This is a genomic window from Arthrobacter sp. R4-81 (assembly GCF_054792365.1).
In genome coordinates this window covers 4060727-4084587 of sequence record NZ_CP096445.1, presented here as the reverse complement: position 1 = coordinate 4084587, position 23861 = coordinate 4060727, and the positions used below count along the sequence as shown (strand labels likewise).

Genomic DNA, 23861 nt, shown 5'->3' with positions numbered 1-23861 from the left:
CGCGTCTGAGATACCGGACACCACCCTTGCGGAACCCCTGTCAACGCTCTTGTGGACAGGCTTTAGTAGATACAGGAGAACTTATCCGTTGAACCACACCTGACATCTGAAGGAGCCACCATGGCAACCGCCGATTTCACTACCGGTGCCCGCCCGGTCAAAGCTGCCCGCGGGACCGTGTTGACTGCTAAGTCCTGGCAGACTGAAGCTCCGTTGCGGATGCTGATGAACAATCTGGATCCTGAGGTCGCTGAGCGTCCTGATGATCTGGTGGTCTACGGCGGCACGGGCCGGGCCGTCCGGTCCTGGGCAGCATTCGACGCGATCACCCGGACGTTGGAAACCATGGAGGCGGATGAGACGCTGCTGGTCCAGTCGGGTAAGCCTGTTGGTGTGTTCCGTACGAATGAGTGGGCGCCGCGGGTGCTGCTGGCGAATTCGAACCTGGTGGGGGATTGGGCGAACTGGCCCGAGTTCCGCCGGCTTGAGGCCGAGGGTCTGATGATGTACGGGCAGATGACGGCGGGTTCGTGGATTTATATTGGCACGCAGGGCATTCTGCAGGGCACGTTTGAGACGTTCGCTGCGATCGCCCGGAAGCTGACCGGGGACGAGGACGGCACGCTCGCGGGCACGTTGACGTTGACCGGGGGGTGCGGCGGAATGGGCGGGGCCCAGCCTCTGGCGGTGACGCTGAATGAGGGCGCGTGCCTGATAGTGGACGTCGACGAGACCCGCCTCCGCCGCCGTGCCGGCAAACGGTACCTGGACGAGGTGGAAACGGACCTGGACGCCGCGATCGCCAAAGTCCTGGCGGCCAAGGAGGAGCGGCGGGGCTGGTCGGTGGGGTATGTGGGGAACGCCGCGGAGGTGTTCCCGGAGATCCTGCGCCGGCACAAGGCGGGCGAACTGACGGTGGACATTGTCACGGACCAGACTTCCGCGCATGATCCGCTGTCCTACCTCCCGGAGGGCATCTCCGTGGCGGAGTGGCACCGTGAGGCCGGGGCGGACCCGGAGGGGTTCACGAAGAAGGCCCAGGCCTCGATGGCCAGGCATGTGCAGGCTATGGTGGAGTTCCAGGACGCCGGGGCGGAGGTCTTTGATTACGGCAACTCGATCCGGGATGAGGCCCGCAAGGGCGGCTACGCCCGGGCGTTCGAGTTCCCCGGCTTCGTTCCGGCGTATATCCGGCCGCTGTTCTGCGAGGGCCTGGGCCCGTTCCGCTGGGTGGCGCTTTCCGGCGATCCCGAGGACATCCGGGTCACCGATGAGGCCATCAAGGAACTCTTTCCGGAGAACAGGCACCTGCACCGCTGGATCGACGCCGCGCAGGAACGGGTCGAGTTCGAAGGCCTCCCGGCGCGGATCTGCTGGCTCGGTTACGGGGACCGGGCCAAGGCAGGCCTGCTGTTCAACCAGCTCGTCAGGGACGGCAAGGTCAAGGCCCCCATCGTGATCGGCCGTGACCACCTGGATTCGGGTTCGGTGGCTTCCCCGTACCGGGAGACCGAGGCGATGGCTGACGGTTCGGACGCGATTGCTGACTGGCCCATGCTCAACGCGCTGCTCAACACCGCCTCCGGGGCGACCTGGGTCTCGCTGCACCATGGTGGGGGTGTGGGGATCGGCCGCTCCATCCACGCCGGGCAGGTCTCCGTGGCGGACGGCACCGACCTCGCAGCCCAAAAGCTCGAACGGCTCCTCACCAACGACCCCGGCATGGGCGTCATCCGCCACGCCGACGCCGGCTACGACCGCGCCCTCGACGTCGCCAAAGAACGCGGCGTCCGCATCCCGATGCAGGAGTCCTCGGACTCTGCAGAAGCAAAGAAGTAGGAACACCACCATGACAACGATTACCCATGAACCGCTGACCGTTACCCTCGGCTCCAGCGGCGTCACTCCGGAAGATGTCCTCGCCGTCGCACGCAACAACGCGAAGGTGACAATTTCAGAGGAAGCCCTGGCTGCAGTGGCTAAAGTCCGCGCCCATATTGATGGCCTGGCCCACAGTGACGTCCCGGCCTACGGCATCTCCACCGGCTTTGGTGCACTCGCCAACCGGCACATACCCAATGAGCTGCGCACGCAACTGCAGAAGTCGCTGATCCGCAGCCACGCAGCCGGCATGGGTCCGGCAGTGGAGCGCGAAGTGGTGCGCGGCATCATGTTCCTGCGTGCGAAGACGCTTGCTTCCGGCCGTACCGGCGTCCGCCCCGTGGTCCTGCAGACCATGGTGGACGTACTGAACGCCGGCATCACGCCGGTGGTCCGTGAATTCGGTTCGCTGGGCTGCTCCGGCGACCTTGCTCCGCTTTCGCACTGTGCCCTGGTGCTCATGGGCGAAGGGGAAGCGGCAGGACCCGACGGCGTGACGTACGGCGGGCGCGGCGAAAGCCCGGTTGCCGAACTGCTCGCCGCGCACGGCATCGCCCCCGTGACCCTCGCCGAAAAAGAGGGACTGGCGTTAGTCAATGGCACCGAGGGAATGCTCGGAATGCTTCTGATGGCTATCGCGGACATCCGGCAACTGCTGACGACGGCGGATATCACCGCGGCGCTCAGCGTGGAGGCACTACTGGGAACGGACCAGGTGTTCCTGCCCGAGCTCCACGCCGCACTCCGGCCGCATCCGGGGCAGGCGGCCAGTGCGGAGAACATGCTTCGGGTTCTCTCAAACTCACCGATTGTGGCCTCTCACCGCATCAACGACACCAAGGTCCAGGACGCATACTCACTGCGCTGCGCCCCGCAGGTGGCCGGTGCCGTCCGCGACACCGTTGATCATGCGGCCCTGGTGGCCTCGCGTGAACTGGCGGCTGCCATTGATAACCCCGTGGTCCTACCGGACGGACGCGTCAGCTCCAACGGGAACTTCCATGGGGCACCGGTCGGCTACGTGCTGGACTTCCTTGCCATCGCCGTCGCGGACCTCAGTTCCATTGCCGAACGCCGCACGGACCGGATGCTGGACCCCGCACGCTCCCATGGATTGCCCGCCTTCCTCGCGAGCGATCCCGGCGTCGATTCCGGAATGATGATCGCCCAGTACACTCAGGCGGGGCTCGTCTCCGACAACAAGCGGCTGGCTGTACCGGCGTCGGTGGATTCCATCCCGAGCTCTGCCATGCAGGAGGACCACGTGTCCATGGGTTGGCATGCGGCACGAAAGCTTCGCCGGGCCGTGGAGAACCTGCGCCGCGTGCTGGCAATCGAGCTGGTTACCTCAGCCCGCGCCCTCGACATCCGCACGCAGGACTCCGGCGGGGAACTTACCCCGGGACCCGCGGGCTCCGCGGTTATCGCCGCGTTGCGCGCCGTGGTCGATGGCCCCGGCACCGACAGGTTCCTCTCGCCGGAACTGGAAGCGGCTGACCGGCTGGTGGCCTCAGGAGCGCTTCGCGAGGCCGCCGAATCCGCCGTCGGAAATCTTGCCTGAAGCCGAAGGTGATTCAAAGAAGCTGCAGAACCACCGGCGCCACCGAAACAAGAGGCGACACGGTCAACGGGGGCCCGGAATCTGTAGTAAAAATGAAGGTGTAACAAAAGGCCGCACCAAAGATGTTGTGGCAGCGAACATCCACAAAGGGGTAGAAGTTCAATGAAAGCACGCGGGACAGTTCTGTCCAGGCGCATCGCGCACGCCGGCACGGTTTCCGACTGGGGAACACTGAAGCCGGGGGAGCGGGTGGAAATTCTCAAGCACGCACATGTCGTCGCCTCAGGCGAAGTGGAGGAAGTCTCGCTCAGCGGCCAAGTCTTGTGGCTGGTGCCAACGGGGCCCTCGGAGACTCAGTTGTTTATGAAGTCCGACGGCGTCAGGGTGCGCCGGAGCTAAACACCGAATAACCAGGCGCTCAAGCAGGCGCTCAGAAAATCCCCGCCTTCTCAGCAGTTCCCCCATGAGGGGGTGCTGAGAGGGCGGGGATTTTCCGTTTAAGGTCAGAGTCCTGGTTGAAACTGCCGGGCCCGGAATCAGGCGAGGTCCTCGTACGTTTCGCCGAAGGGCACTGTGTCATCCAAGGCAACGGTGAAGGCGCCGGGCTCGTGGCGGGTTACCCGGATGCCGCAGGTGCCGTCCTGGCTGGCTGCGATGATGAGGGTCTTGACGGCGTTTTCGATTCCGACGTGGATTTCGTCCGCGGCTGCGAAGTTGAGGCTGATTGACCGTGGCGGGATGGCCAGGGGATCGATGGCTGCAGAGCTCATGGTGTCGGCTTTCTTGTTGGGGCGTGCCCTTAAGGGACTAGGCAATTTTAGACCCTGCGCCTATCGGAGGTAAGACGTCTGGCATATCTGCTGCCCTTATGGCCCTCTCACCAGCTTCCCCTACGCCCTTTCCCCACCAGGTGTTGGGACACCCGGAAGGAACTCGGGAGGCAAGGCGGACACCGGAACCAGCACCATGTCCTGGATTTTCCAATCCAGTTCAACACAGGCAAGGCGGGCGCCTTCGAGCTGGTTCAAGGATGGCATTCTGCCGCCCACAGGGACTACGAACGATTCCACGTGAAATACATGACCCTCATCGCGGATCCTGGATCTGGCATCCGTGGTCCAGTCCAAGCTTTTGAGATAGTCGTCCAGCCGTTTCGCAACAGGGTGCGGTGCCGTATCGTCGTAGGTGCGGGCTCGCCTGTCCATCAGTGCGGAGACTGCGGCCTTGGTGTTCCTGACGCCGTCGTGCAGGATGCTGGCGGAAATGCCCAGGGCAGCAACGGCATCAGCCCACCACCAGCCGACTCCGATCCCGGCTACGCCTACTGCGGCAGCCAATGCGGTCATCCAGTCCGCCTTGTTCATGTCTGCATCTGCATACAGGACTTTGTCGTGCAGCTTCTCCGCGAGCTTCATCTTGATGCGGCCCAAGTAGACGGGAGGCAAGGCCGTGAGGACCATGGCCACGATCATCACCCAGCCCAGCCAGATGGTTTGTCCAAAGAAGTCGAAACCGCCAATGGTGGGATGCTCTACCGTCACGAGCCCAACAGCGGAATCCACCATCAGATAGGCGCCCATCACAGTAAGAGCCACGGCTGCCACTACATGCGCGATCCCAATGGCACGATGGAATCCATACGGGTGCTCCTCGCTGGGCCGTTTCCGGATGGCCCGTGCAGCGATCAGGAATGAGACCGGGGGCAATATGGACAGCATGTCCTCCACCCACGCTGCCTTCATCGCCTGGGAATTTCCGAGAACGAGGTAAACCAGGAGCGTTGAGGCCGTGAGGAAAGCAATGGTGATCCACTCGATCCGGATGGCCTTGCGGAGGGCCACCTGCTGTTCATCCGGAAGTTCGGTGTTGCCGAATTTCACAGCGTCCCGTGGCTGCTCCTGTTGGCTCCTTTTCATGGGGACTGCTCCGCTTCGGCCAGGAACTTATCCAGCTCCAGCAGGAAGGCATTCTCGCCCTTACGGACAAGCATGACGTACTTGTGAGTCTCCCCGCGTTCGTCCTTGGATTCCGTGTATGGCATGGTGAGCCCGGCGTGCTTCTCCCAGGGCGTATGGGCATCCAAGCCGCCGATCACGACGTCCAACTCCCCGTGTTTCAGGTCGTTGGCGAGTACCTGCTCACTTCCCGCCGACCATTCGATTGAGGCGCCGAGTCTCCCGGCGAATTGACGGATGAGCTCGGGTTCACTTCCTTCAGGTTCCCTTGTTGGTTGCACGGATACCCAGTCGCCATTGTCCGTGACGCCAACCCTGAGTGTTCCGCCGCTGACGCGTTCCAGGGTCCCCTCGGGGTCTGCAGGCATGGTCTGGACGCAGGCCGGCAGGAGGAGCAGGGTGCACAGAAGCACCAATACCCTCGCGACCGCCCATAACGTCATCCCGCGAATCCCCTAATACTCGGCTGTTCCCTTACTAGACAGCATACTTACTGTTTTTTTCTTCAACCATCGACACGGTTGGGCCAGTTCGCGTACCGTCACTGGTGTAGCTCAGATTGAAGACGGGCGGGCAGTGCCGACGCTTCGAGGCGGTTCCATGCGCAACCTCACGAAAATACTGGTGGTTCTGCTATTGGTGCTGTTGGCCGTCGGAATCCAGCCGCCCCAGGCTTCTTTTCCCCGCAGCATGGCCGCGTTGGGGGATTCGATCACGCGTGCCCACTCAGCCTGCTGCCACCCCGGGGACCAGCCGGAACTGTCCTGGTCTACCGGCTCGAGTGCTGCGGAAGGCATTTACAGCCACTACAGGCGTCTGCTCGAGCTGCAACCCGGGCTCTCCCGGAACAACAATGCTGTCAGCGGATCCACGGCAGCTGACCTCCCGGCCCAAGCCAATGCTGCGGCATCCCAAGGCGCCGACTACGTCACCATACTGATAGGAGCGAATGATCTTTGTGCTTCGTCCCCCTCCAGCATGACGTCGGTCGAAGAGTTCGAAGGGCACGTTATGAGCGCTCTCGCCACGCTTGACGAGAGGCTGCCGCGATCCCGCATATTCCTCAGCAGCGTCCCGGACCTCTATCAATTGTGGGCGGTGCTGCACGGAAACCCCTCGGCCAGCGGGAAGTGGGCGGGCTCGAACATTTGCCAGTCAATGCTGAGCCCGTCCAATACTGAAGCAGACCGGCAAATGGTGGTTCAACGTCAGCAGGCGTTCAACTTGGTCCTCGCGACTTCATGCTCCCGGTTTCGGAACTGCAGGTGGGACGGCGGAGCTGTTTACGGCTACAGATTCGCGGCTGAGGATGTGAGCACCCTTGACTACTTCCACCCGGGGCTTCGCGGCCAGGAGGCTCTGGCCGAGCTGACCTGGAAGGCTTCATACTGGGGTTCCTGAGCAACCGCGGGATTCGCGAATGCCCGGATTGGAGCGGGCCGGGCGTTGGGCAGGAGGGGAAGTGGAGGGTGTTTGAGGTTCCAAGCATCATTTTTGTAGCAGCGGGAATAGCCGTTTTTGTCGCTGCCATTGCTCCGAAGCTGCTGCATAAGGCCCCGTTCTCCATGCCTATGGTGTTTCTTGGTTCGGGACTCCTGGCGTTCAGCATCATCCCGGAGTTGCCCGATCCTGACCCTATGGCCCACGGCGAATTGGTGACGCACCTGACTGAAGTCTGCGTCATCATCTCGCTCATGGGGGCCGGGCTTGCGCTGGACAGGCCGTTCGGCAGGTTGAGATGGGCCACCACCTGGCGCATGCTGGGGATCGCCATGCCCCTGTCCATCCTAGGGTTGACGCTGTTAGGTCTCTGGCTCCTGGGCCTCAGCCTGGCGGCCGCCGTCTTGATTGCGGCAACCCTGGCCCCTACGGATCCTGTGCTGGCTTCGGAAGTTCAGGTGGGGGAGCCTGCGGACCAAGAGGAGGATGCCGATAAGGAGGATGAGGTCCGGTTTGGGCTGACGTCAGAAGCCGGGCTCAACGACGGCCTTGCCTTTCCCTTCGTGTACTTGGCCATCGCCCTCAGCGTCGTGGGCACGTCACCGGACGCCTGGTTGCCCCAGTGGTTTGGCGTGGATGTACTGTGGCGCATCGGCGTCGGCCTGGTCTTGGGATTTGCTGCAGGGAAAGTCTTCGCCCGCATCTTCTTTTCCGCCCGCCATGAAAGTGTGCGGCTGTCGAATCATTCAGAGGGATTCATTGCGTTGGCGGCAACGTTCCTCGCCTACGGTGTGACCGAGATGGTGGAAGGCTACGGGTTTATCGCTGTGTTTGTTTGCGCTGTGACTATCAGGGCAGCTGAACACACACATGGCTACCACCGGATTTTGCACACTTACGTTGAACAGCTGGAGCGGTTGCTGACGGTGGTCATCCTTGTCCTGTTGGGCGGCGCCATCGCCCGGGGTCTCCTCGCGGGAATCGGGTGGGCTGAGGTTGCCATGGCCGCGATGTTCCTGTTGCTGGTGCGCCCTCTCGCGGGCTGGATCGGCCTCTTGGGGGGAACAACCGGCCCCCGGGAACGCATCGCCATTTCCTTCTTCGGGATCCGTGGTATCGGCTCCCTCTACTACCTCGCCTACGCCCTTGGTAAAGGCGAATTCGGCGGTCAAGCCAGCCAGCTCTGGGCCCTTGTTGGCCTGGTGGTGGCGGCGTCGGTGGTCCTTCATGGAGCCACCACAGCACCGGTGATGAACTGGCTTGACCGCCTTCGCGTGGAGAAGGCAGTGGAGAAGTTTGGCGACGAGGGCGAAGCGCCCCGCACTGCTGTCTAAGCAGCTGCCGTCGAACGGGGGAAAAGTACTTACTTGAGGCTGCCCATGGCCACACCGGAGCGCCAGTAGCGCTGCATTGCAATCATGAGGATCACCATGGGAATGGTCGCCACGAGGGAACCGGTGATCACGAGGCCGGTCAGGTCCACAGTGGAGTCGGTTCCGCGCTGCAGCCATGAGTAGAGACCAAGCATGACTGGCCACTTGTCCGCTCCGCGCAGGAACACCATCGGGCCGAAGAAGGCGTTCCAGGAGCCTACGAAGTGCAGGAGGAAGATAGTGGCGCCCGCGGTGGTCATGAGGCGGAACGCGATCTGGAAGAAGATCCGGTATTCACCTGCGCCGTCAATCCTTGCAGCCTCCAGTAACTCACCGGGCACCGCCCCCTCGGCATAAATCTTGGCAAGATATACCGCAAACGGGCTGAAGAACGCCGGGATGATCATGGCCCAGATGGTGTCGTACATGCCCAACTGCACAAAGAGCAGGTAGGACGGAATGGTCAGCAGGGCCCCTGGAATCAGAAACGAGCCGATGATAAAGCCCATGGTGGTGCCCTTGCCCCGGAAGGAGTACATGGCCAGCCCATACCCCGCCGCCAGGGAGACCAGGGTATGGCCGATGGAACCCGCAAAGGCATAGAGGGTGGAGTTCCACATCCAGACTCCGAAGATGCCGTCCTGGTAAGTGAAAAGGGAGGACAGGTTGTCGAACAGGCTGAAGTTGGCGAACCACAGGGCGTCCGTGGTGTAGAGGTCTTCCTTGGTTTTGGTTGATGAAACTATCAACCACCAGGCGGGACCTATGGAATACAGGGCGAACAACACCAGACCGATGATGACCACCATCCTGGAACCGCCACGCTTACCACTCAGTTCGGATGAGTCATCAGCCTCCCGGATTTTCTTCGGACGGGGGCGACGGCGGGACTTGAGGACGGACTTCTGCACCTCTTCTTCGGTTCGAGGTGAGTCGGCAGTGACGGAAGCGAGGGTCATGAGTCGACCTTTTTTGTCAGTCGGTAAATGATCACCGAAGCTACCCCCACCACGGCGGCGAGGATGATGGACTGGGCTGCGGCATAGTTAAGGTTTCCCACCTGGAATGCCTGGTTGAAGATGACCATGCTGGGCGTGAAGTCCTTGGTGATGGTCTCCGGCGAGATGGACCGGAACAGCGTCGGTTCAGCAAAGATCTGCAGGGTTCCGATGATGGACAGGAGCCCCGTCAACACCAGGGACGCCTGGACATAGGGGACCTTGATGGACATCGCGATTCGGAACTCCGAGGCACCATCCACTCTGGCGGCGTCAAAGATTTCCCGGGGGACAGCCTGCAGTGCGCCGTAGAGGATCAGCATGTTGAAACCTATGGCACCCCACAACGCGAGGTTTCCGATGGACACCCAGATCATGCTGCCGCTGAAGAAGTCGACGTCAAGCCCGAAGAATCCGAGGAAGGGCTTCAACGGCCCCACGACGGGGCTGTAGAGATAGATCCAGATCATAGTGGCCACGATCCCCGGAATCATGTAGGGGACCAGCAGGATCAGCCGGAACCTGTTGGCAACACGGCGTTGAACGGCGTCGATGAGAAGGGCCAGCACCAAACTGACCACTTGGATCACCGGGACGATCACCACGGCGTAGATGCTCACCCGCAGCATGGACTCCCAAAAAACCACATCCACGAGCCCGCGGGCAAAGTTGTCGAACCCGACAAAGCTGACGGTCGCCGCCCCGAAGCCCAAGCCGCTGGTCTTGGAGGCGTACATGCTCTGCGCCAGACCAACCACCACCGGCAGGATGGTGAAAACTGCGAAACCAACAACGAATGGCCAAGTGAACGATGCCCCTTTGATCCGTTGGATGCTGCGCCACGACCAGCGGGGAGACGCGGAGCTTCCTTGTGTCCGTGCCGGCCTGGAGGGCTCCTGCTTTTTGCCGTCTAGGGTATTACGGACTTCTAAACTGGAAGACATCCGCGTCTCCTCTCTGTAGCGGATCCCCGAAGAGAACCGGGGTGGTTACTTGCTGACCTCGTACTTGATGCCCTTGCTGTCAAGGTCCTTGGTGATGAAGGTCTGGACGTTGGCCATGGCCTCCTTCAGGGTGATCTGCTTGGCCATGGCCTTGCCCCATTGGTCCTGCATCTCGGGGAACCAGGCGTCGTAGTTCGGGCCGCGCTCGAACTTGCCGACGGCCGCATTTTGCGCCTTGGCGATTACCTTGCCGACCTCGGCGGCCGGCTGGGCACCGAAGATCTTGTCCGGAACAACGTCCTCCGTGTAGGTGGAAACGTCAGCCAGGTGAGCGGGAACTCCAATTGCCCCGGTCTTCTTGTTTCTGCCGGCTTCAATGGCTTCCTTGGAGCTGGCTACCCAATGGACGTATTCGATGGCAGCGGCGGGGTTTTCGCAGCCGACCGGAACGAAGCCGGGATCTGCCATGCCGGAGCTCACAAACTCCTTGGCGTCCTTGAACTGAGGAACGTCGACTGCTTCCCACTGGCCGAGCGAGGCTTTGAAGTTCGTCTGGTATCCGGCCATGGACCACCATGCCAGAGGAACCGTGGCAAGCTGGCCACTGTCAAAATAGGAGTACAGCGCGGGCCTGTCCTGGTAGGTTTGGTGGGCTACCAGGTCGTTGTCCACCATCTGCTGGATGATGTCCACGGCCTTCATGGTGGCGTCGTCCTGGAGGTTGACTTTCCACTTGTCCCCATCGATTTCGAACCAGCTGGCACCGGCCTGTTGGGACATCTGCAGGAGTGTCGAGGGGTCTTCTCCGGCGAGGTTCATCACCGTGACGCCGTGCTTCTTCAGCTCCTTGCCCGTGGTGACAAACTCTTCCCACGTTTTCGGAACGGCCAGCCCGTACTTCTCATAAACAGCCTTGTTGGCCATCATGAACGTTGCCGAGGGTCCCGCCGGGAAGCCGAAGAACTTACCCTCGACCTGTGCGGCCGCCTGCGCGCCCTTGCTGTAAACGTCCTTGATTGGCTCTACGTACTCGGTGACGTCCTGGGCCCAGCCGTTGACAAGCGTGGTGGCCATGGGTCCGATGCCCGGCAAGTAGCAGGGGATGTCCTTCTTCGACTCCATGACGTTCCTGAAGTTCGTCTGGGTGGCCTTGAGGCTGGCCTGAAGTACGTAGTTGACCTTGATCTTGTCCTGGCTGGCGTTATATGCGGCCACCACGTTCGGCGTGGACTCGGCGTCCCACCCCCAGACATCGATTGTTACCGGACCCGCGTCTGCTGCCGGGGCTGTCGGGGCAGTGGCGCTGCCGCAACCGCTGACAAGACCGATTGCGGCGATTGCCGCAGCTACTGAAAGCACCTTCTTGTGTGCTGTTCTCATCTGTTCACTTCCTTGGGATGCAGGTCTTACTTACGCTAAAGGGATGGAAAAAGCTGAGGACAAGGAAATTTCCCAGATCCTGTCAAGCAGGAACCTCAACCTCGAGGACCGCTCCCAAAAGCTTTGAGGAAATCGTTATCCTGTGGCCTGATGATGTCATGTGTCGGGGCCCACATTCAAGACGTGGCCAAAAGTTTCCTTTTTTGCCCGCATGATTCTGCGTGCGGCTCCCGGTTCGCCGCACTGGCATTTTTCCTCAAAGGAATCTTCCCACGCTCCGTTGAGGGCCCAGCCACCTTCGGATAGGGTCAAAACCATGAGCCTCCCGGACCTGAATCACACCACGTCCCTGCAGAACCGTTTGGCCCCGGAAGCCCGGACGTTCGCCGTTGGCAACTGGACCGCTGAGCTCGTGGGGGACGAACTGGCTAACATCACGTATGCCGGCCGTCCGGTACTTCGGGCCATCAAGGGAGTGATCCGGGACCACCAATGGCGCACACTTCAGCCCGCAGTCCGGGACGTGGCGTTTTTGGAGGACGACGACGGCGTCACCGTCAGGTTCCATGTGGACTATGCCGGCGGGGAGGCCCGCTATGAGTCGATGCTCAAGGTGCGCTTAACCCCGCTCACAGTGGATGTGGAGTTCAACGGCAGGGCCAAGACGGCTTTCCGGCGAAACAGGATCGGGCTTGTTGTGCTGCACCCCGCAAGCGAATCGGGGCGGGAAGTCACTGCCGTTACTCCGGCAGGCAATGTCACCACCAGGCGCTTTCCCGAGGACATTAGCCCGGAGCTGATTTTCACCGACATCGCCTCCCTCGAGTGGGCGGACGCCGGAACGGCCTTTGACCTCTCCTTTGCCGGCGACGTTTTCGAAACAGAGGATCAACGGAACTGGACCGATGCCTCCTTCAAGACCTACAGCACGCCGTCGGCAGACCCTATCCCCGTTGACGTTGAAGAAGGCGATGTTGTCCGTCAATCGGTAAGCCTGGAAGCTGCCAGCATCGAATCTCCGGACGTGACAGCTGTGTCTCTGGAGCCTGCCCTGTCGGTATTCTCGGTGGGCCCAGCAGCTGGCACCGTCCCTCCCCTCGGCGTTTCCGTTGATCCGACAGGCACCCAGGGGGAGGTGGCCGCGGCCCACACCGAACCGGTGCCGGCTCTCAAAGGCCTGGACGCCGTCGTCGTCGAACTTTACGGGCCTCCTGAGGTCCGGGCGGCACGCCTCCAGGCCGCCGCCACCGAGGCTGCCGTTCACGGCGCCGCGCTGGATGTGCGGATCGTGGCTGAGGATCTGGAAGGGCTGCCCGAGCTGTTTGCAGAAGCGGAAAAGCTGAGGCCCGTCCGGCGGCTGGGGATCTTCAGCCCGGCCACACACTGCACCGACCCTGCTTTGCTCCCCGACTTCAAGAGGACTCTTGAGGCCACGGGTTTCAGCGGCGAAATACTCGCCGGAACGCGTTCCCATTTCACCGAGCTGAACAAGCGGGCCAAGGACGCGGCGGCGTTCCGCGATGCCGATGCCTTGACGTACAGCCCCACACCGCAGGCGCACAGCACCGAGATTGCGCACATCGTTGAAACTATCCCCATTCAGCGGCTCACGGCCTTGAACGCCCTGCGCATCGGGGGAGGGAAGCCCGTTCACGTCGGACCCATCACCCTGAAGCCCCGGCTTCATGCACCAGGCCAGACGCCCGATTCCGATGAGCTGCAGGACCACGTCTTCACAGCGGCGTGGACCCTCGCCAGCATCAGCAGCTTGACCCTGGAGGGAGTGGCATCCATTACCTATTTCGAAGCCGGGCCTCCAAGGGGAATCCGTACGGATGATGGCAGGCTGACGCCCTCCGGCGAGCTTCTGAGGCAGCTGGCAGGGTTGAAGGGCGAGGCCCTGCATTCGGTCGGGACGGACTCTCCTGAGGACAGCCCGGTGACTCTCTATCCCGTCTCTGGCCCCGCCGGCTTACGGTTGTTCGCAGGGAATCTGGGGCCGCGCATCGAGACGGTGCAGGTATCCTTCGCGGACGGGGCACCTGGCCGTTCCGGCACTGCTGCTTCCGCCCGGCTCACGGTAATCGGCGAGGCAACAGGCTCTGGCGAACGAATCGAACCGGACCACGACGGCGTACTCACCTTCGAGCTGGCGCCGTGGTCCACTGCAGTCGTCGAATTCCCCTGAGTCTTAGTTCGAAAGCAGGGTGTGGATGAGCCGTGCCGCCACCCTCGCGGTCCGCTGATCGATGTCCACAGCCGGATTCAGCTCAGCCACATCAAGGTGGAAAAGCTTGCCGCTGGCAGCCACCTGTCGGCAGACGGCACTGATGACGGGTAACGGAACCCCGTAGGCCGCGGGCGCGCTGACACCCGGAGCCACAGCGGCAGGGAGAACGTCCAGGTCGATGGTGAGATACACGATGTCCACATCATCCAGGAATTTCGCTACGAAGTTCCGCGTCCGCTCCACCGAGCAGTCTTCATCCAGCAGGTACTTCACTCCCAGCCGCCTTGCGGTGTTGAACAGTGCCCCGGTGTTGTTCGGCTCGGAGATCCCGACGACGGTGTAGTTGAGTTCGCGCCCAGCGGCGGCTTCAGCCTTGGCCATCTGGAGGAACGGGGTGCCCGAGGTCGGTTCTGGATGGTCCCTGAGGTCGAAGTGGGCGTCCAGGTTGAGGACTCCCAACCGCTTGCCCTGGCGTACCGCCGCCGAATGCGCAACGCCAAGGTAACTGGCGAACGCTGTTTCGTGGCCGCCGCCCAGCAGCACCGTGAGATGTCCGGCGTCGAGGATTGCAGACACTGCCAGTCCTGCGCGGGCCTGCCCCGCCTCCAACCGCATGCCGGCCACCGCGACGTCGCCGGCGTCGAAGACCTGGCGGTTCAGGTGGAAGGCGAGTGAACCTAAGGAACCCCGGAGGGCGGCCGGAGCGGCAGCCGCTCCGACGCGACCATTGTTCCGCCGGACACCTTCATCACTGCTGAAACCCAGCAACACTGCCGGACGGCTGTCAGGAACGGCCGGAAAAGTCGCTGGGAGGGCGTCATCAGCGGCTGTGGCCGTTCCGCCGACAGCCGCAGCAGGCGGGATCCCCGGGTACGGCCTGACAACCTGCCACCAGCGGCGGTGTTCCTCTTCTTCGCCATCGAAACGGCCCGTCCAGAGCTGCGGCGGCACGTCCACAACGAGTGCAGTGAAATCCATAGTCCAAGCTCACACCGGCGCTAGCGCCAAAACCAGCCGCGCCGCCGTCGCCCTGTCCGGAATACCGGAAAGTGCCGGTGTAAATCCGGCGAGAATACACTTCACGGCAGTGTTCACGGCTCGGACTGCCGTGAAGTGCACTCTCGGAGGAGGGGTGAGGGGCTCAGGTGGATGCTAGTGAATCCCAAGGGCCTGCTCGATGGGGCCGATCGCGAAGAAGAGCAGGAAAGCCGCTGCCACAGCCCACATCAGGGGGTGGACATCCCGGCTGCGGCCCTGGAAGGTGCGGATGAGGACAAACGCAATGAACCCTGCGCCGAGGCCGTTCGCGATTGAGTAGGTGAACGGCATGAGCGTGAAGGTCAGGAAGGCGGGAATGGCGATTCCCCAGTCCTGCCAGTCGATCCTGCCGACCTGTGACACCATCATGAAGCCCACCACCACCAGGGCAGGGGCTACGGCTTCGAACGGAACAAGGTTGATCAGTGGTGTGAAGAACATGGCCACGAGGAACAGCAGACCGGTGACGATCGACGCCAGGCCGGTGCGGGCGCCCTCGCCGATTCCTGCCCCGGATTCGACGTAGATCTGATTGGAGGAGACGGACGCGCCGCCACCGGCAATGGCACCTACGGCGTCGACCATCAGCACGCGGTCCACATTCGGGATGTTGCCCTTCTCGTCCACGGTGCCGGCCTCATTGGCCAGGCCCACCATGGTGCCCATGGCATCAAAGAAAATGCTCAGCAGGATCACGAAGGCCAACAGACTGGCGGCCACGAAGCCCAAGTGCTCAAAGGCTCCGAGCGGGTTTGCCTTGCCGATCAGTGACAGGTCAGGTGCCGCCCATTCCGTAAAGGTGGGAGCCACCAAGGACCAGCCCTGCGGGTTGACGTTCTTGCCGTCGAAACTCGGGCCGATGTGCAGGGTGAATTCGAGGATCACGGCGAGCACCGTGGAACTGATGATGCCGATGAGGATGGCACCCTTGACCTTCCTGACCACAAGCGCGATGGTCAGGATCAGGCCGAAGACGAACACCAGCGTAGGCCAGCCCAGGAGCTTTCCGTCGAAGCCCAGCCCCACCGGCACGGTGGTACCAGCGACGTCCGGGATCCGCCGCACGAAGCCTGCGTTTACCAAACCGATCAGGGCGATAAACAAGCCAATGCCCACGACGATGGCGGTCTTCAAGCCGTCGGGCACGGCTTTGAAGACAGCCGTGCGGAACCCTGTCAGTACCAGGATGAGCATGGTGATGCCCGAGATGACCACGAGGCCCATCACGTCAGGCCAGGTGAGGCCTGGGTTGGTGGACACAGTGACCGCGACGAAAGCATTTACTCCAAGTCCGGTGGCCATCGCGAAGGGATGTTTGGCCCACGCTCCCATGAGGATAGTCAGGATGCCGGCCACGAAAGCCGTGACAGCGGCCACCGCAGGGAAGCCCAGGGTGGCGCCGCTGGAATCAGCTCCGGAGAGAATCAGCGGGTTGAGCACCACGATGTAGCTCATGGCGAAGAATGTGGCGAAGCCGCCACGAATCTCGCGGGACACGTTGGAGCCACGTTCCGAGATCATAAAGTACCGGTCCAGGGCCGAGCCCTGCTTGAGCATGAGACCACCGCGCGTTGAAGTCATGCATTGAATCTTATTAGGGCGCCCCGGGGCCGACGCACAAAATCGCCTAGTCTGTAAGGAAGCCAACACACAGGAGCTGTCCCGTCATGCGTTTCACCCGCCAGCCGCTGGGAATTTTCCTCGGCCTTTGTTTTCTTGCCGCCACCATGCTGTTCGGGGCTTTACCGGCATCAGCCCATGACGTGGCCGAGTCCAGCAGCCCGGCGCAAGGTGCCACAGTCCCGACACCGCCCGAGCAGGTTTCCATCACGTTCAACAACAATCCGTTGGCCCTCGGCTCGCAGATCCGGGTTAATGACGCCGCCGGAACGGATTGGGCTGACGGCGACGTAGAGATCGTGGACAACGTGGCGTCTCAGAAGCTCAAAGAGGGTGCCCCGGCCGGGCAGTTCACGGTGATCTGGCGCGTGGTGAGCTCAGATTCGCATCCCATCGAGGGAAGTTTCACTTTCACTGCTACTTCCGGCGCTGCTACCCCGGGCGCAACGGCTCCCGGAGCAGGTTCGACGCCGGCAGTTACGTCACCGCCCGGGACCCAGGGAGCCGTCCCTACCATTGGGACCGCCCAGCCAGGCGTTACTCCACCGGCAGAATTCGAGGCAGATTCTTCGGAGCCGTTTCCTTGGAGCCTGGTGATTTTCGCCGCGGTTGCACTGGGCATCCTGGTGGCTCTCGCTGTTCTGGCCAAGCGGCGGCTCGCTCCCTCTGACGAGGAGGATCTGGAGCAGGGTGACCAGTTGCCGTCCTCGCGGCCCTAAGGGCGCGCCAGGGGCCTGGCTCACGCCACGGCCCTGACTTACGTGAGCGATAACACTTCTAGGCCGGAGAAGGCAAGGCGGCAAAGCTGCCGGTAAGGATGGACGGAACCCGGTCCGGGTGAACCTTGGCAGCGATGGCCTGGCCTACTACTTTGGCCTGCCTGAGGACTTCCTTCGGGGTGGGAGCCAACAACTCGCCCACGCCCACCAGATAGATCCCTACTGCCCGCATGGCCGCGGCAAAATTCTGGCCAACGGTCATTCCCAACTCGGACAACATCCGGCGGAGCTGGCTTTGCCCGCACCGGGTGAGCACAATGTGGTCTGCAAAGAGCACACCGTCCGCGGTGTGGATGGCCCATTGATGGACTGAACCGTCGGAGCCCCCGGGTGCAATCCTGTCCAGCTGCACGGCGAAGGTCTGATTGCGGATATCGAGGTGATGGCTGGCTGCGTAGTTACGCAGATGCCGGAGGATCTCGTTTCTTTCCTGCCTGCTCCCGGCATCTCCGGCGTCGCAGCGCGGGAGGGAAGCGGTCAGGGGTGAGGGGGAGCCGCCCGCGGCGTCAAGTCCTTCGACAATGATGGATGCCACCCCGTGGCGGCGAAGTTCACTGGCAACGGCCAGTCCGGAGAGACCCGTGCCGATGATCACCGTGGTGGTCTTCTCGGCCCCGTCGTATATAGGCATGCTTGACACTACCGGGATCCTCCTTGATGGTTCGAAATGCGGAGCGGTGCTGTTCCGCACGCGCTCCGTTACCCCCAAAGTGCGGCCGCCTGACTGAATTGGAATCATGTTCTGAAACACGCATCCGCTTCAACAACGCCTCGAAGACTACAGAACTTTTCCCGCTCTGGAAAGGGTTCACCCAAGATTGGCTGTTCTTCCATTCGGTGTGTCGACCAGGAGGACGGGGGAGGTCCGGCCCCATTGTTTCGGCCGGATTTCCTGCCTGCAAACCCTCCGTTACGGGCTCTTGCCAAGTGTCTGGGAAACGAGAATAGTGAGTTTCAGGAACGGCTTTTCCGGGTAGCTGCAGGTCCTCGCCTTAAGTGTCATCCTAGGGTTGAATCTTCTGGCAGAATAGCCGGAACATCAGGCAGTATCGCGAGGAGGCGGACCCCATGGCCCGACAACAGATGCACCCCGAACCGGAGGGGGATGACGAGGTCGTCGCCCCGCAGGGAATTGTCGTGGGTGTTGATGGATCCGAGCATAGCCAGTGCGCCCTGGTGTGGGCTGCACGCGAAGCAGAACGTCGCCGTCGTCCTTTGCATATTGTGACGGCATATTCAGTACCGATCTTCGCAGCTTCAGGGCTGGATGGCGGGTACGCAACTGTGGACGATTCCGTCATTCGGGAAGGTGCGGAGGCCATTCTGAAGCAGGCCGTGGACAAGGTGTCCTCCTACGATATTGATGTGGACGCTTCAGTTGAGAATGGCGATGCTTCCGGTGTCCTTCTGGAGATGTCAGAGACGGCTGAGCTTCTGGTATTCGGTACCCGCGGGCGCGGCGGCTTTGTCGGGCGGCTCCTGGGATCGGTCAGCAGTGCGCTGCCCGCTCACGCCAAGTGCCCCACGGTGACAGTGCCGCTTGTCTGCGCCGCACGCCTGGGCGAAACCACCACAGACAAACGAGTCCGTGCTGAGCAGGAGAAATCCGGGAGCCAGCCGGTGGAGAACGTGGTTGTGGTGGGAGTCGACGGCTCCGAACAAGCGCGCGTGGCTGTTCTGGAAGCGGCTGCGCAGGCTGAACGGATGGGCGCCAGTCTGCGGGCCGTATGCGCCGTGCCGCAATACAGCGGCTCTCTGGCGTGGGTGCCGGCGCCGATGGACCGGGAAGCCCTCTTCGCTGATATCCGGGTCCAGCTGGATGCCGGGGTGGCCTGGCTGCAAAGTCATTATCCCAACCTGACCATCGAGACCCAGCTGGTAGATGGAACTCCGGTAGATGTATTGGTGGAGGCGAGCAAACACGTGGAGCTCGTTGTGGTGGGTACCCGGGGCCGGGGCGGCTTTGCCGGCATGCTCCTTGGCTCCACCTCCGACGGCGTCCTGCATCACGCGAAGGGACCGGTTTTGGTAGTTCCGGACAAGGACGACCCCCGGCTTGCAGACCGGCCCAAGTTCGGCCCGATGCTCGGAGCTGCCTGAAAGCACCTGCCTGAAACAACGTGGACTAACCTCAGGCATGCCTGACCTTCGGGGCGTAATCTTGAACCATGAGTTGCGACGTTGGATCGGGACTGAAATGAACCGCCGTTTGCTGCGGTGGATGCCGGCTGTGGCGGTTCCTGCCGTCATAGCGGCTGGTGTTGCGGTCGGTTCTCTGCCGGCAAGTGCGGTGGATCCACTCCCGGCCAAGAGTCCTGCGCAGGTTTTGGCGCTTGTGGCCGAGCACAAGGTGCAGGCTCTCTCCGGGACAGTCGAGCAGACTTCCAACCTTGGCTTGCCTGAGGTTCCCCAGACTCGCCCCTCAGCTTCGGCGGAGACGTCCTGGCTTGAGCTCCTTTCCGGGCCGCACACCGCACGTGTCTATAAAGACGGTCCCGCCAAAATGAGGATCCAAATCCTTGACCGGATGGCCGAGCGGGATCTTGTGCGGAACGGACGGGAGTTGTGGTGGTACAGCTCGAAGGACCAGTCGGCGGTTCACGTAACGCTGCCGGACCCGGCGGCAGCCCCGGCAGGGCAAGAGCCCGCGGAGAAGGTTGAGCCTGGTTTCCCGGACTCCTCCACCATGCCTACCCCCGCGGAGCTGACCGATAAGCTGCTGGCCAAGCTCGATCCCAGTACGGACATCTCGGTTGGAACCGATGTCCAGGTGGCCGGCCGTTCTGCGTACAACCTGGTGCTGACCCCCCGCTCCCAGCAGACGTTGGTGGGCTCTGTGTCCATAGCCGTGGACGGCGAGAACGGATTGCCCATGTCGTTTCAGGTTACGGCCCGCGGACAGGCCGAGCCGGCTTTCGCGCTTGCTTACAGCAGCCTGACCCTGGGTGCCCCTGATCCGGCGCTCTTTGAGTTCACGCCGCCTCCGGGCACCACTGTGAAGGAAGTTCAGCCACCTCCGCGTCCCCTCGGAGTTCATCCCGAACTGGACGGCCACACCGGCGGGTCCGACGTCGGACGTCCCCAGGTGACCGGCAGGGGATGGGAGACAGTCGTCGGATTCCGAGTGGGAGAGGATGCCCTTGCCGCCGAAGGCCTCCTAACGAGGGAGCCGCTGCTGCAGCAGGCCATGGTCGCTGTTCCTGGCGGAAAGGTCCTGTCGACATCCCTACTGAACGTGCTGCTCACCGACGATGGCCGGATCTTTGTCGGTGCAGTTCCGGTGGAGATGCTGCAGGCTGCAGCCACGCCAAGGTGACGGGTGCCGGTTCGGCTGATGGCCTTGCCATCGAGGCCAAGGGGCTGAGCAAACGGTTCGGCCACCAGCTGGCAGTGAACAACATCGATCTCGCCGTGCCCAAGGGGTCCGTATTCGGATTCCTCGGGCCGAACGGTTCTGGAAAGACCACCACCATTCGCATAATGCTTGGTCTCGCCGCTGCCTCCGAGGGGACTATCAGCGTGTTGGGCCAGGAGATGCCGCGGCAACTGCAGGACGTGCTGCCCCGCGTTGGTGCCTTGGTTGAGGGGCCCGCTTTCTACCCTTTTCTGTCAGGCGCAGCTAATTTGCACCGCTTCGATGCGGCCGATCCCCATTCTGTCCGGGCAACCCGGGCAGCGCGTGTGCAGACGGCACTCGAACGGGTAGGGCTGACCCATGCAGCGGGAAAGAAAGTCCGGGCCTATTCCCTGGGGATGAAGCAGCGCCTCGGCATCGCCAACGCGCTGTTGTCTCCTCGTGAACTGCTGGTGCTGGACGAGCCGACCAACGGCCTGGATCCCCAAGGCACCAGGGAGGTGAGGCACCTGGTTCGTTCCCTGGCTGCCGATGGCGCCACCGTGTTCGTCTCCAGCCACCTCCTCGCCGAAGTGGAACAGATCTGCACGCATGCCGCGGTGATGAGCGCCGGCAGCCTGGTGGCGCAGGGGACCTTGGCTTCCCTGCGTCAGTCCGGCGGCCGAACTCTTCGTTTGTTAACGCCCGACGCCGGAACGGCCTCTGCCGTACTCCTGCGGTTGGGCATCACCCCGGTTACAGACGGCTCAGCGAGGGCAACAGGGGTGCTGACGGCGGCACTTCCGGACCTGGACGGCATGGCGGCTTCCGACGGCGGGGTGGCTCCCGAGGACATTGTGGCGGCCTTGGTCGACGCCGGAGTGCGCGTCAGGGGTTTCGCTGTGGAGCAGGGAAGCCTGGAAGACCGTTTTGTGGCGCTGACGGGGGAGGGGTTCGACATTGCCCAATGACAGCCTGACCGGTGGAGTGACCGGTGAGTACGGCAGCGCTGCACCGGAAAGTGCGAGCCGCCCGTCGGCGAGGTCCCTCCTGGCATCCGAATTGTCGGTCCTCTTCCGGCGTCGCCGGACGTGGGCCATGCTGGTGGCGCTCGCGGCTATCCCGATTCTGATCGCCGTCGCCGTGCGGCTTTCCTCGTCCGTGCCGCCGGGGCGAGGCCCGGCATTCCTGGACAGGATTACGCAGAACGGCCTTTTTGTCGGCGTTACTGGAATGCTGGTGTCCATCCCGCTCTTCCTGCCCCTCACCGTGGGCGTGGTGGCGGGCGATACCGTAGCAGGCGAGGCTGGGCTGGGCACGTTGCGCTACCTGCTGCTGGCTCCGGCGGGACGGGTCAAGCTCCTGCTTGTTAAGTACGCCGGCGCAGTGGTTTTCTGCATCGTCGCACCCCTGGTGGTTGCCCTCACCGGTGCGGCAATCGGTGCGGCTCTGTTCCCGGTAGGACGGGTGACTCTGCTATCCGGAGACACCATAGCTCCGGCCGAAGCTGTGGTCAGGCTGATCCTGATTGCTGCCTACATCGCCGTGTCATTGTTGGGCCTGTCTGCCATTGGCCTATTCATGTCCACCCTGACCGACGTCCCGGTCGGGGCAATGGCGGCCACCGTGGTGCTGTCCGTGGTGTCCCAGGTGCTGGACGCCTTGCCCCAGCTTGAGTGGCTGCATCCGTGGCTGTTCAGCCACTATTGGCTGGGGTTTTCTGAATTGCTTCGCCAGCCCATCGGATGGGACTCCTTCGCCAGCAATGCCTGGCTGCAGGCCGGTTACATGGCCGTCTTCGGCGCCCTCGCCTACAGCCGGTTCGTGACGAAAGACATCCTGTCCTAGCCAGGCGCGTCAGCTAGGACGACGCGGCAGCGCCAGAGGTGCCTCAGTATCGGGCAGCGTAGGGGTAGAGCTGCATTCCCGCCATCCAGCTCAGTGGCGTGACCTCTATCCCGGCCTGCGGGTTTAAGGCCTGCACCACCTGCCCGTTGCCCAGGTAGATCGCAACGTGACTGAAGTCTGACGGCGATCCCCACACCAGCAGGTCGCCCGGCTGTGCCTGCGCGAGAGGAACACGGCCGGGTGCCTGGGCAAACTGTTGGGCTGCTGTGCGGGGCAGATACTTTCCAGCGGCAGCGAAGGCATTCTGCACAAACCCTGAACAATCGAAACCCAAGGGCCCCGCGCTGCCGTATTCGTAGAAGTACGGTGCGCCGACCTTACCCAGGGCCGCGGAAATCGCAGCCTGGTTTCCGCCTGCTCCTGGTGACGGTGCCGGTGCCGGCGCAGGTGCAGGAGGAGGCGCAGGGGCCGGCGCCGGAGGGGCAGGCGGCGGGTTTCCAGGGGCCGGGACGGGTGCAGGTCCGGGGTTCAGCGCCGGGGGAGCGGCCGGGGGAGGAGGCGCCTGCCCTGTTGGGGATCCTGCGGCTTGCTGTTGGCTGGCGGCAGTGACGTCAGCCAGTTGTTCCTGCTGGCGTTGCCGCTCCATCGCCTCAACCCGGGCGGACTCGAGCGCTTCAGTGGTGTCCTTCAAAGAGGCGAGCTGGCTGACCAGTACGGTGCGCTGAGCCTTGGCGTCGGCGATGCTCTTCAACAGCGCAGCATGGGCCTGGTCGGCCTCGGACTTGCGGTCCTCGGCGGTCCTGGCCGCCTCTTCCGCCGCCTGGTTCGCTTCCTCTGCGGCTGCGGTCAAAGACTCCGCTGCTGCCGCGGCTGTTTCCGCTGACTCGAAGGCGCGGCTGCGATTCGCTGAGATTGCCTCAAGGGTGGCAGCTTGTTGCAAGCTCTCGCCGCTTCCCGAGAGCACGGTGCTCAGGGCAGGGTTGAGCCCGCCATTTCGGTAAAGGTCGGCGGCGATCTGGCCAACCTGTTTGCGGGTGTTCTCCTGTTCGGTCCCGGCGGCCTTGGCTTTGGCAGAGGCAAGGCTTGCGGTTTCCTGGCGGGATCGGAGCTCTACCAGCGCGTCACCGTAGGCGTTGTTCGCGCGCATCGAGGCCGCAGCCGTCACGTTTTGCTCGACAGCGGTCGCTGCAAGGATTCCGTCGATTTTGGCGACCTCATCCGCCGTCGCGCTTTCACTGGCTTTGGCAGCTGCGATGTCTTCGGGTGACGGGATTTCAGGCGCAGCCGGAAAGCGTGTCGTGAAGACCTGTTCAGCCACTGCCTGGCTCGTCGGAGTGGCCGCTGCGGGCAGAGTGCTGGAAAAGAGGAGCGCGATGGCGCTGCACAGCACGGCGGATCTTCGGGCGGAACCGGTCCAAGCCATGGGCAAACCTCGTTGTGTCGGGCTGTAGCGGACGAGGTGCAGGTTCTGCGCGCAGAA

At 62.7% G+C, this 23861-nt stretch carries 21 protein-coding genes; 11 read left to right on the top strand and 10 right to left on the bottom strand.

What is annotated here, in order from left to right; genetic code table 11:
* Positions 1–120: 120 nt before the first annotated feature.
* From hutU to M1E05_RS18805, 3 genes are all read left to right on the top strand, one after another.
* A complete protein-coding gene (gene hutU, locus M1E05_RS18815) occupies positions 121–1839 on the top strand; it encodes a urocanate hydratase (RefSeq protein ID WP_461163868.1) in 1719 nt (572 codons plus the stop codon).
* A gap of 10 nt (positions 1840–1849) precedes the next feature.
* Entirely contained in the window at positions 1850–3442 is a 1593-nt protein-coding gene (gene hutH, locus M1E05_RS18810; RefSeq protein WP_461163867.1) for a histidine ammonia-lyase, read from the top strand.
* A gap of 162 nt (positions 3443–3604) precedes the next feature.
* Positions 3605–3841 (top strand): hypothetical protein, encoded by a 237-nt coding sequence (locus M1E05_RS18805; protein WP_309105683.1) that lies wholly within the window; start codon positions 3605–3607, stop codon positions 3839–3841.
* Between the two features lie 137 nt (positions 3842–3978).
* Here M1E05_RS18805 and M1E05_RS18800 read toward each other — a convergent pair whose 3' ends face one another.
* The 3 genes from M1E05_RS18800 to M1E05_RS18790 form a co-directional block, all read right to left on the bottom strand.
* Positions 3979–4212 carry a hypothetical protein gene (locus M1E05_RS18800; protein WP_309105682.1) on the bottom strand — a complete coding sequence of 78 codons (234 nt, stop codon included), beginning with the start codon at positions 4210–4212 and terminating at the stop codon, positions 3979–3981.
* A 120-nt stretch (positions 4213–4332) separates the two neighbouring features.
* Positions 4333–5358 (bottom strand): cation transporter, encoded by a 1026-nt coding sequence (locus tag M1E05_RS18795; RefSeq protein ID WP_458113074.1) that lies wholly within the window; start codon positions 5356–5358, stop codon positions 4333–4335.
* Positions 5355–5840 carry a transporter substrate-binding domain-containing protein gene (locus M1E05_RS18790; RefSeq protein WP_461163866.1) on the bottom strand — a complete coding sequence of 162 codons (486 nt, stop codon included), beginning with the start codon at positions 5838–5840 and terminating at the stop codon, positions 5355–5357. Before M1E05_RS18790 ends, M1E05_RS18795 begins: the two co-directional genes overlap by 4 nt.
* 157 nt (positions 5841–5997) lie before the next feature.
* Here M1E05_RS18790 and M1E05_RS18785 point away from each other — a divergent pair, with 157 nt between their 5' ends.
* Both M1E05_RS18785 and M1E05_RS18780 read left to right on the top strand, forming a co-directional pair.
* A complete protein-coding gene (locus M1E05_RS18785) occupies positions 5998–6798 on the top strand; it encodes a GDSL-type esterase/lipase family protein (RefSeq protein WP_458113076.1) in 801 nt (266 codons plus the stop codon).
* A 68-nt stretch (positions 6799–6866) separates the two neighbouring features.
* Positions 6867–8171, top strand: coding sequence for a cation:proton antiporter (locus tag M1E05_RS18780; protein ID WP_461163865.1), 1305 nt, complete (start codon positions 6867–6869; stop codon positions 8169–8171).
* Positions 8172–8200: 29 nt separating this feature from the next.
* Here M1E05_RS18780 and M1E05_RS18775 read toward each other — a convergent pair whose 3' ends face one another.
* From M1E05_RS18775 to M1E05_RS18765, 3 genes are read right to left on the bottom strand one after another with little or no spacing between them, the layout of a single operon-like run.
* Positions 8201–9169: a carbohydrate ABC transporter permease gene (locus M1E05_RS18775; protein WP_458113078.1), complete on the bottom strand. Its 969-nt coding sequence runs from the start codon at positions 9167–9169 to the stop codon at positions 8201–8203.
* Positions 9166–10152: a carbohydrate ABC transporter permease gene (locus M1E05_RS18770; RefSeq protein ID WP_461163864.1), complete on the bottom strand. Its 987-nt coding sequence runs from the start codon at positions 10150–10152 to the stop codon at positions 9166–9168. Before M1E05_RS18770 ends, M1E05_RS18775 begins: the two co-directional genes overlap by 4 nt.
* Positions 10153–10197: 45 nt before the next feature.
* Positions 10198–11532 (bottom strand): ABC transporter substrate-binding protein, encoded by a 1335-nt coding sequence (locus M1E05_RS18765; RefSeq protein ID WP_461163863.1) that lies wholly within the window; start codon positions 11530–11532, stop codon positions 10198–10200.
* Between the two features lie 316 nt (positions 11533–11848).
* Between M1E05_RS18765 and M1E05_RS18760 the strand changes: the two genes are divergently transcribed.
* Positions 11849–13720, top strand: coding sequence for a hypothetical protein (locus M1E05_RS18760; protein WP_461163862.1), 1872 nt, complete (start codon positions 11849–11851; stop codon positions 13718–13720).
* Positions 13721–13723: 3 nt separating this feature from the next.
* On the opposite strand, the gene hutG is transcribed toward M1E05_RS18760, so the two are convergent.
* Together hutG and M1E05_RS18750 are read right to left on the bottom strand one after the other, a co-directional pair.
* The gene (gene hutG, locus M1E05_RS18755; RefSeq protein ID WP_461163861.1) at positions 13724–14740 is read right to left on the bottom strand and encodes a formimidoylglutamase; all 1017 of its coding nucleotides are present in this window, start codon (positions 14738–14740) and stop codon (positions 13724–13726) included.
* A 174-nt stretch (positions 14741–14914) separates the two neighbouring features.
* The gene (locus M1E05_RS18750; protein WP_461165292.1) at positions 14915–16357 is read right to left on the bottom strand and encodes an NCS2 family permease; all 1443 of its coding nucleotides are present in this window, start codon (positions 16355–16357) and stop codon (positions 14915–14917) included.
* A 110-nt stretch (positions 16358–16467) separates the two neighbouring features.
* Here M1E05_RS18750 and M1E05_RS18745 point away from each other — a divergent pair, with 110 nt between their 5' ends.
* Positions 16468–17139, top strand: coding sequence for a copper resistance CopC family protein (locus M1E05_RS18745; RefSeq protein ID WP_461163860.1), 672 nt, complete (start codon positions 16468–16470; stop codon positions 17137–17139).
* 58 nt (positions 17140–17197) lie between these two features.
* On the opposite strand, the gene M1E05_RS18740 is transcribed toward M1E05_RS18745, so the two are convergent.
* Positions 17198–17830 carry an FAD-dependent monooxygenase gene (locus M1E05_RS18740; RefSeq protein ID WP_458114615.1) on the bottom strand — a complete coding sequence of 211 codons (633 nt, stop codon included), beginning with the start codon at positions 17828–17830 and terminating at the stop codon, positions 17198–17200.
* A 437-nt stretch (positions 17831–18267) separates the two neighbouring features.
* Here M1E05_RS18740 and M1E05_RS18735 point away from each other — a divergent pair, with 437 nt between their 5' ends.
* The 4 genes from M1E05_RS18735 (at position 18268) to M1E05_RS18720 (ending at position 22381) form a co-directional block, all read left to right on the top strand.
* Positions 18268–19299 (top strand): universal stress protein, encoded by a 1032-nt coding sequence (locus M1E05_RS18735; protein WP_461163859.1) that lies wholly within the window; start codon positions 18268–18270, stop codon positions 19297–19299.
* Between the two features lie 97 nt (positions 19300–19396).
* Positions 19397–20515, top strand: a complete 1119-nt coding sequence (locus M1E05_RS18730; protein ID WP_461163858.1) for a LolA family protein — start codon at positions 19397–19399, stop codon at positions 20513–20515.
* Positions 20512–21504: an ABC transporter ATP-binding protein gene (locus M1E05_RS18725; RefSeq protein WP_458113086.1), complete on the top strand. Its 993-nt coding sequence runs from the start codon at positions 20512–20514 to the stop codon at positions 21502–21504. The genes M1E05_RS18730 and M1E05_RS18725 overlap by 4 nt, the downstream gene beginning before the upstream one ends.
* The gene (locus M1E05_RS18720; RefSeq protein WP_461163857.1) at positions 21494–22381 is read left to right on the top strand and encodes an ABC transporter permease; all 888 of its coding nucleotides are present in this window, start codon (positions 21494–21496) and stop codon (positions 22379–22381) included. The genes M1E05_RS18725 and M1E05_RS18720 overlap by 11 nt, the downstream gene beginning before the upstream one ends.
* Before the next feature lie 43 nt (positions 22382–22424).
* Here the strand turns inward: M1E05_RS18720 and M1E05_RS18715 are convergent, their stop codons facing one another.
* Positions 22425–23804, bottom strand: a complete 1380-nt coding sequence (locus tag M1E05_RS18715; protein WP_461163856.1) for a C40 family peptidase — start codon at positions 23802–23804, stop codon at positions 22425–22427.
* Between the last annotated feature and the right edge of the window lie 57 nt (positions 23805–23861).

Coding starts and splice junctions, on each gene's coding strand:
- hutU (WP_461163868.1), top strand. CDS start 121: ATGGCAACCGCCGATTTCACTACCGGTGCCCGCCCGGTCAAAGCTGCC.
- hutH (WP_461163867.1), top strand. CDS start 1,850: ATGACAACGATTACCCATGAACCGCTGACCGTTACCCTCGGCTCCAGC.
- M1E05_RS18805 (WP_309105683.1), top strand. CDS start 3,605: ATGAAAGCACGCGGGACAGTTCTGTCCAGGCGCATCGCGCACGCCGGC.
- M1E05_RS18800 (WP_309105682.1), bottom strand. CDS start 4,212: ATGAGCTCTGCAGCCATCGATCCCCTGGCCATCCCGCCACGGTCAATC.
- M1E05_RS18795 (WP_458113074.1), bottom strand. CDS start 5,358: ATGAAAAGGAGCCAACAGGAGCAGCCACGGGACGCTGTGAAATTCGGC.
- M1E05_RS18790 (WP_461163866.1), bottom strand. CDS start 5,840: ATGACGTTATGGGCGGTCGCGAGGGTATTGGTGCTTCTGTGCACCCTG.
- M1E05_RS18785 (WP_458113076.1), top strand. CDS start 5,998: ATGCGCAACCTCACGAAAATACTGGTGGTTCTGCTATTGGTGCTGTTG.
- M1E05_RS18775 (WP_458113078.1), bottom strand. CDS start 9,169: ATGACCCTCGCTTCCGTCACTGCCGACTCACCTCGAACCGAAGAAGAG.
- M1E05_RS18770 (WP_461163864.1), bottom strand. CDS start 10,152: ATGTCTTCCAGTTTAGAAGTCCGTAATACCCTAGACGGCAAAAAGCAG.
- M1E05_RS18765 (WP_461163863.1), bottom strand. CDS start 11,532: ATGAGAACAGCACACAAGAAGGTGCTTTCAGTAGCTGCGGCAATCGCC.
- M1E05_RS18760 (WP_461163862.1), top strand. CDS start 11,849: ATGAGCCTCCCGGACCTGAATCACACCACGTCCCTGCAGAACCGTTTG.
- hutG (WP_461163861.1), bottom strand. CDS start 14,740: ATGGATTTCACTGCACTCGTTGTGGACGTGCCGCCGCAGCTCTGGACG.
- M1E05_RS18750 (WP_461165292.1), bottom strand. CDS start 16,357: ATGCTCAAGCAGGGCTCGGCCCTGGACCGGTACTTTATGATCTCGGAA.
- M1E05_RS18745 (WP_461163860.1), top strand. CDS start 16,468: ATGCGTTTCACCCGCCAGCCGCTGGGAATTTTCCTCGGCCTTTGTTTT.
- M1E05_RS18740 (WP_458114615.1), bottom strand. CDS start 17,830: ATGCCTATATACGACGGGGCCGAGAAGACCACCACGGTGATCATCGGC.
- M1E05_RS18735 (WP_461163859.1), top strand. CDS start 18,268: ATGGCCCGACAACAGATGCACCCCGAACCGGAGGGGGATGACGAGGTC.
- M1E05_RS18730 (WP_461163858.1), top strand. CDS start 19,397: ATGAACCGCCGTTTGCTGCGGTGGATGCCGGCTGTGGCGGTTCCTGCC.
- M1E05_RS18715 (WP_461163856.1), bottom strand. CDS start 23,804: ATGGCTTGGACCGGTTCCGCCCGAAGATCCGCCGTGCTGTGCAGCGCC.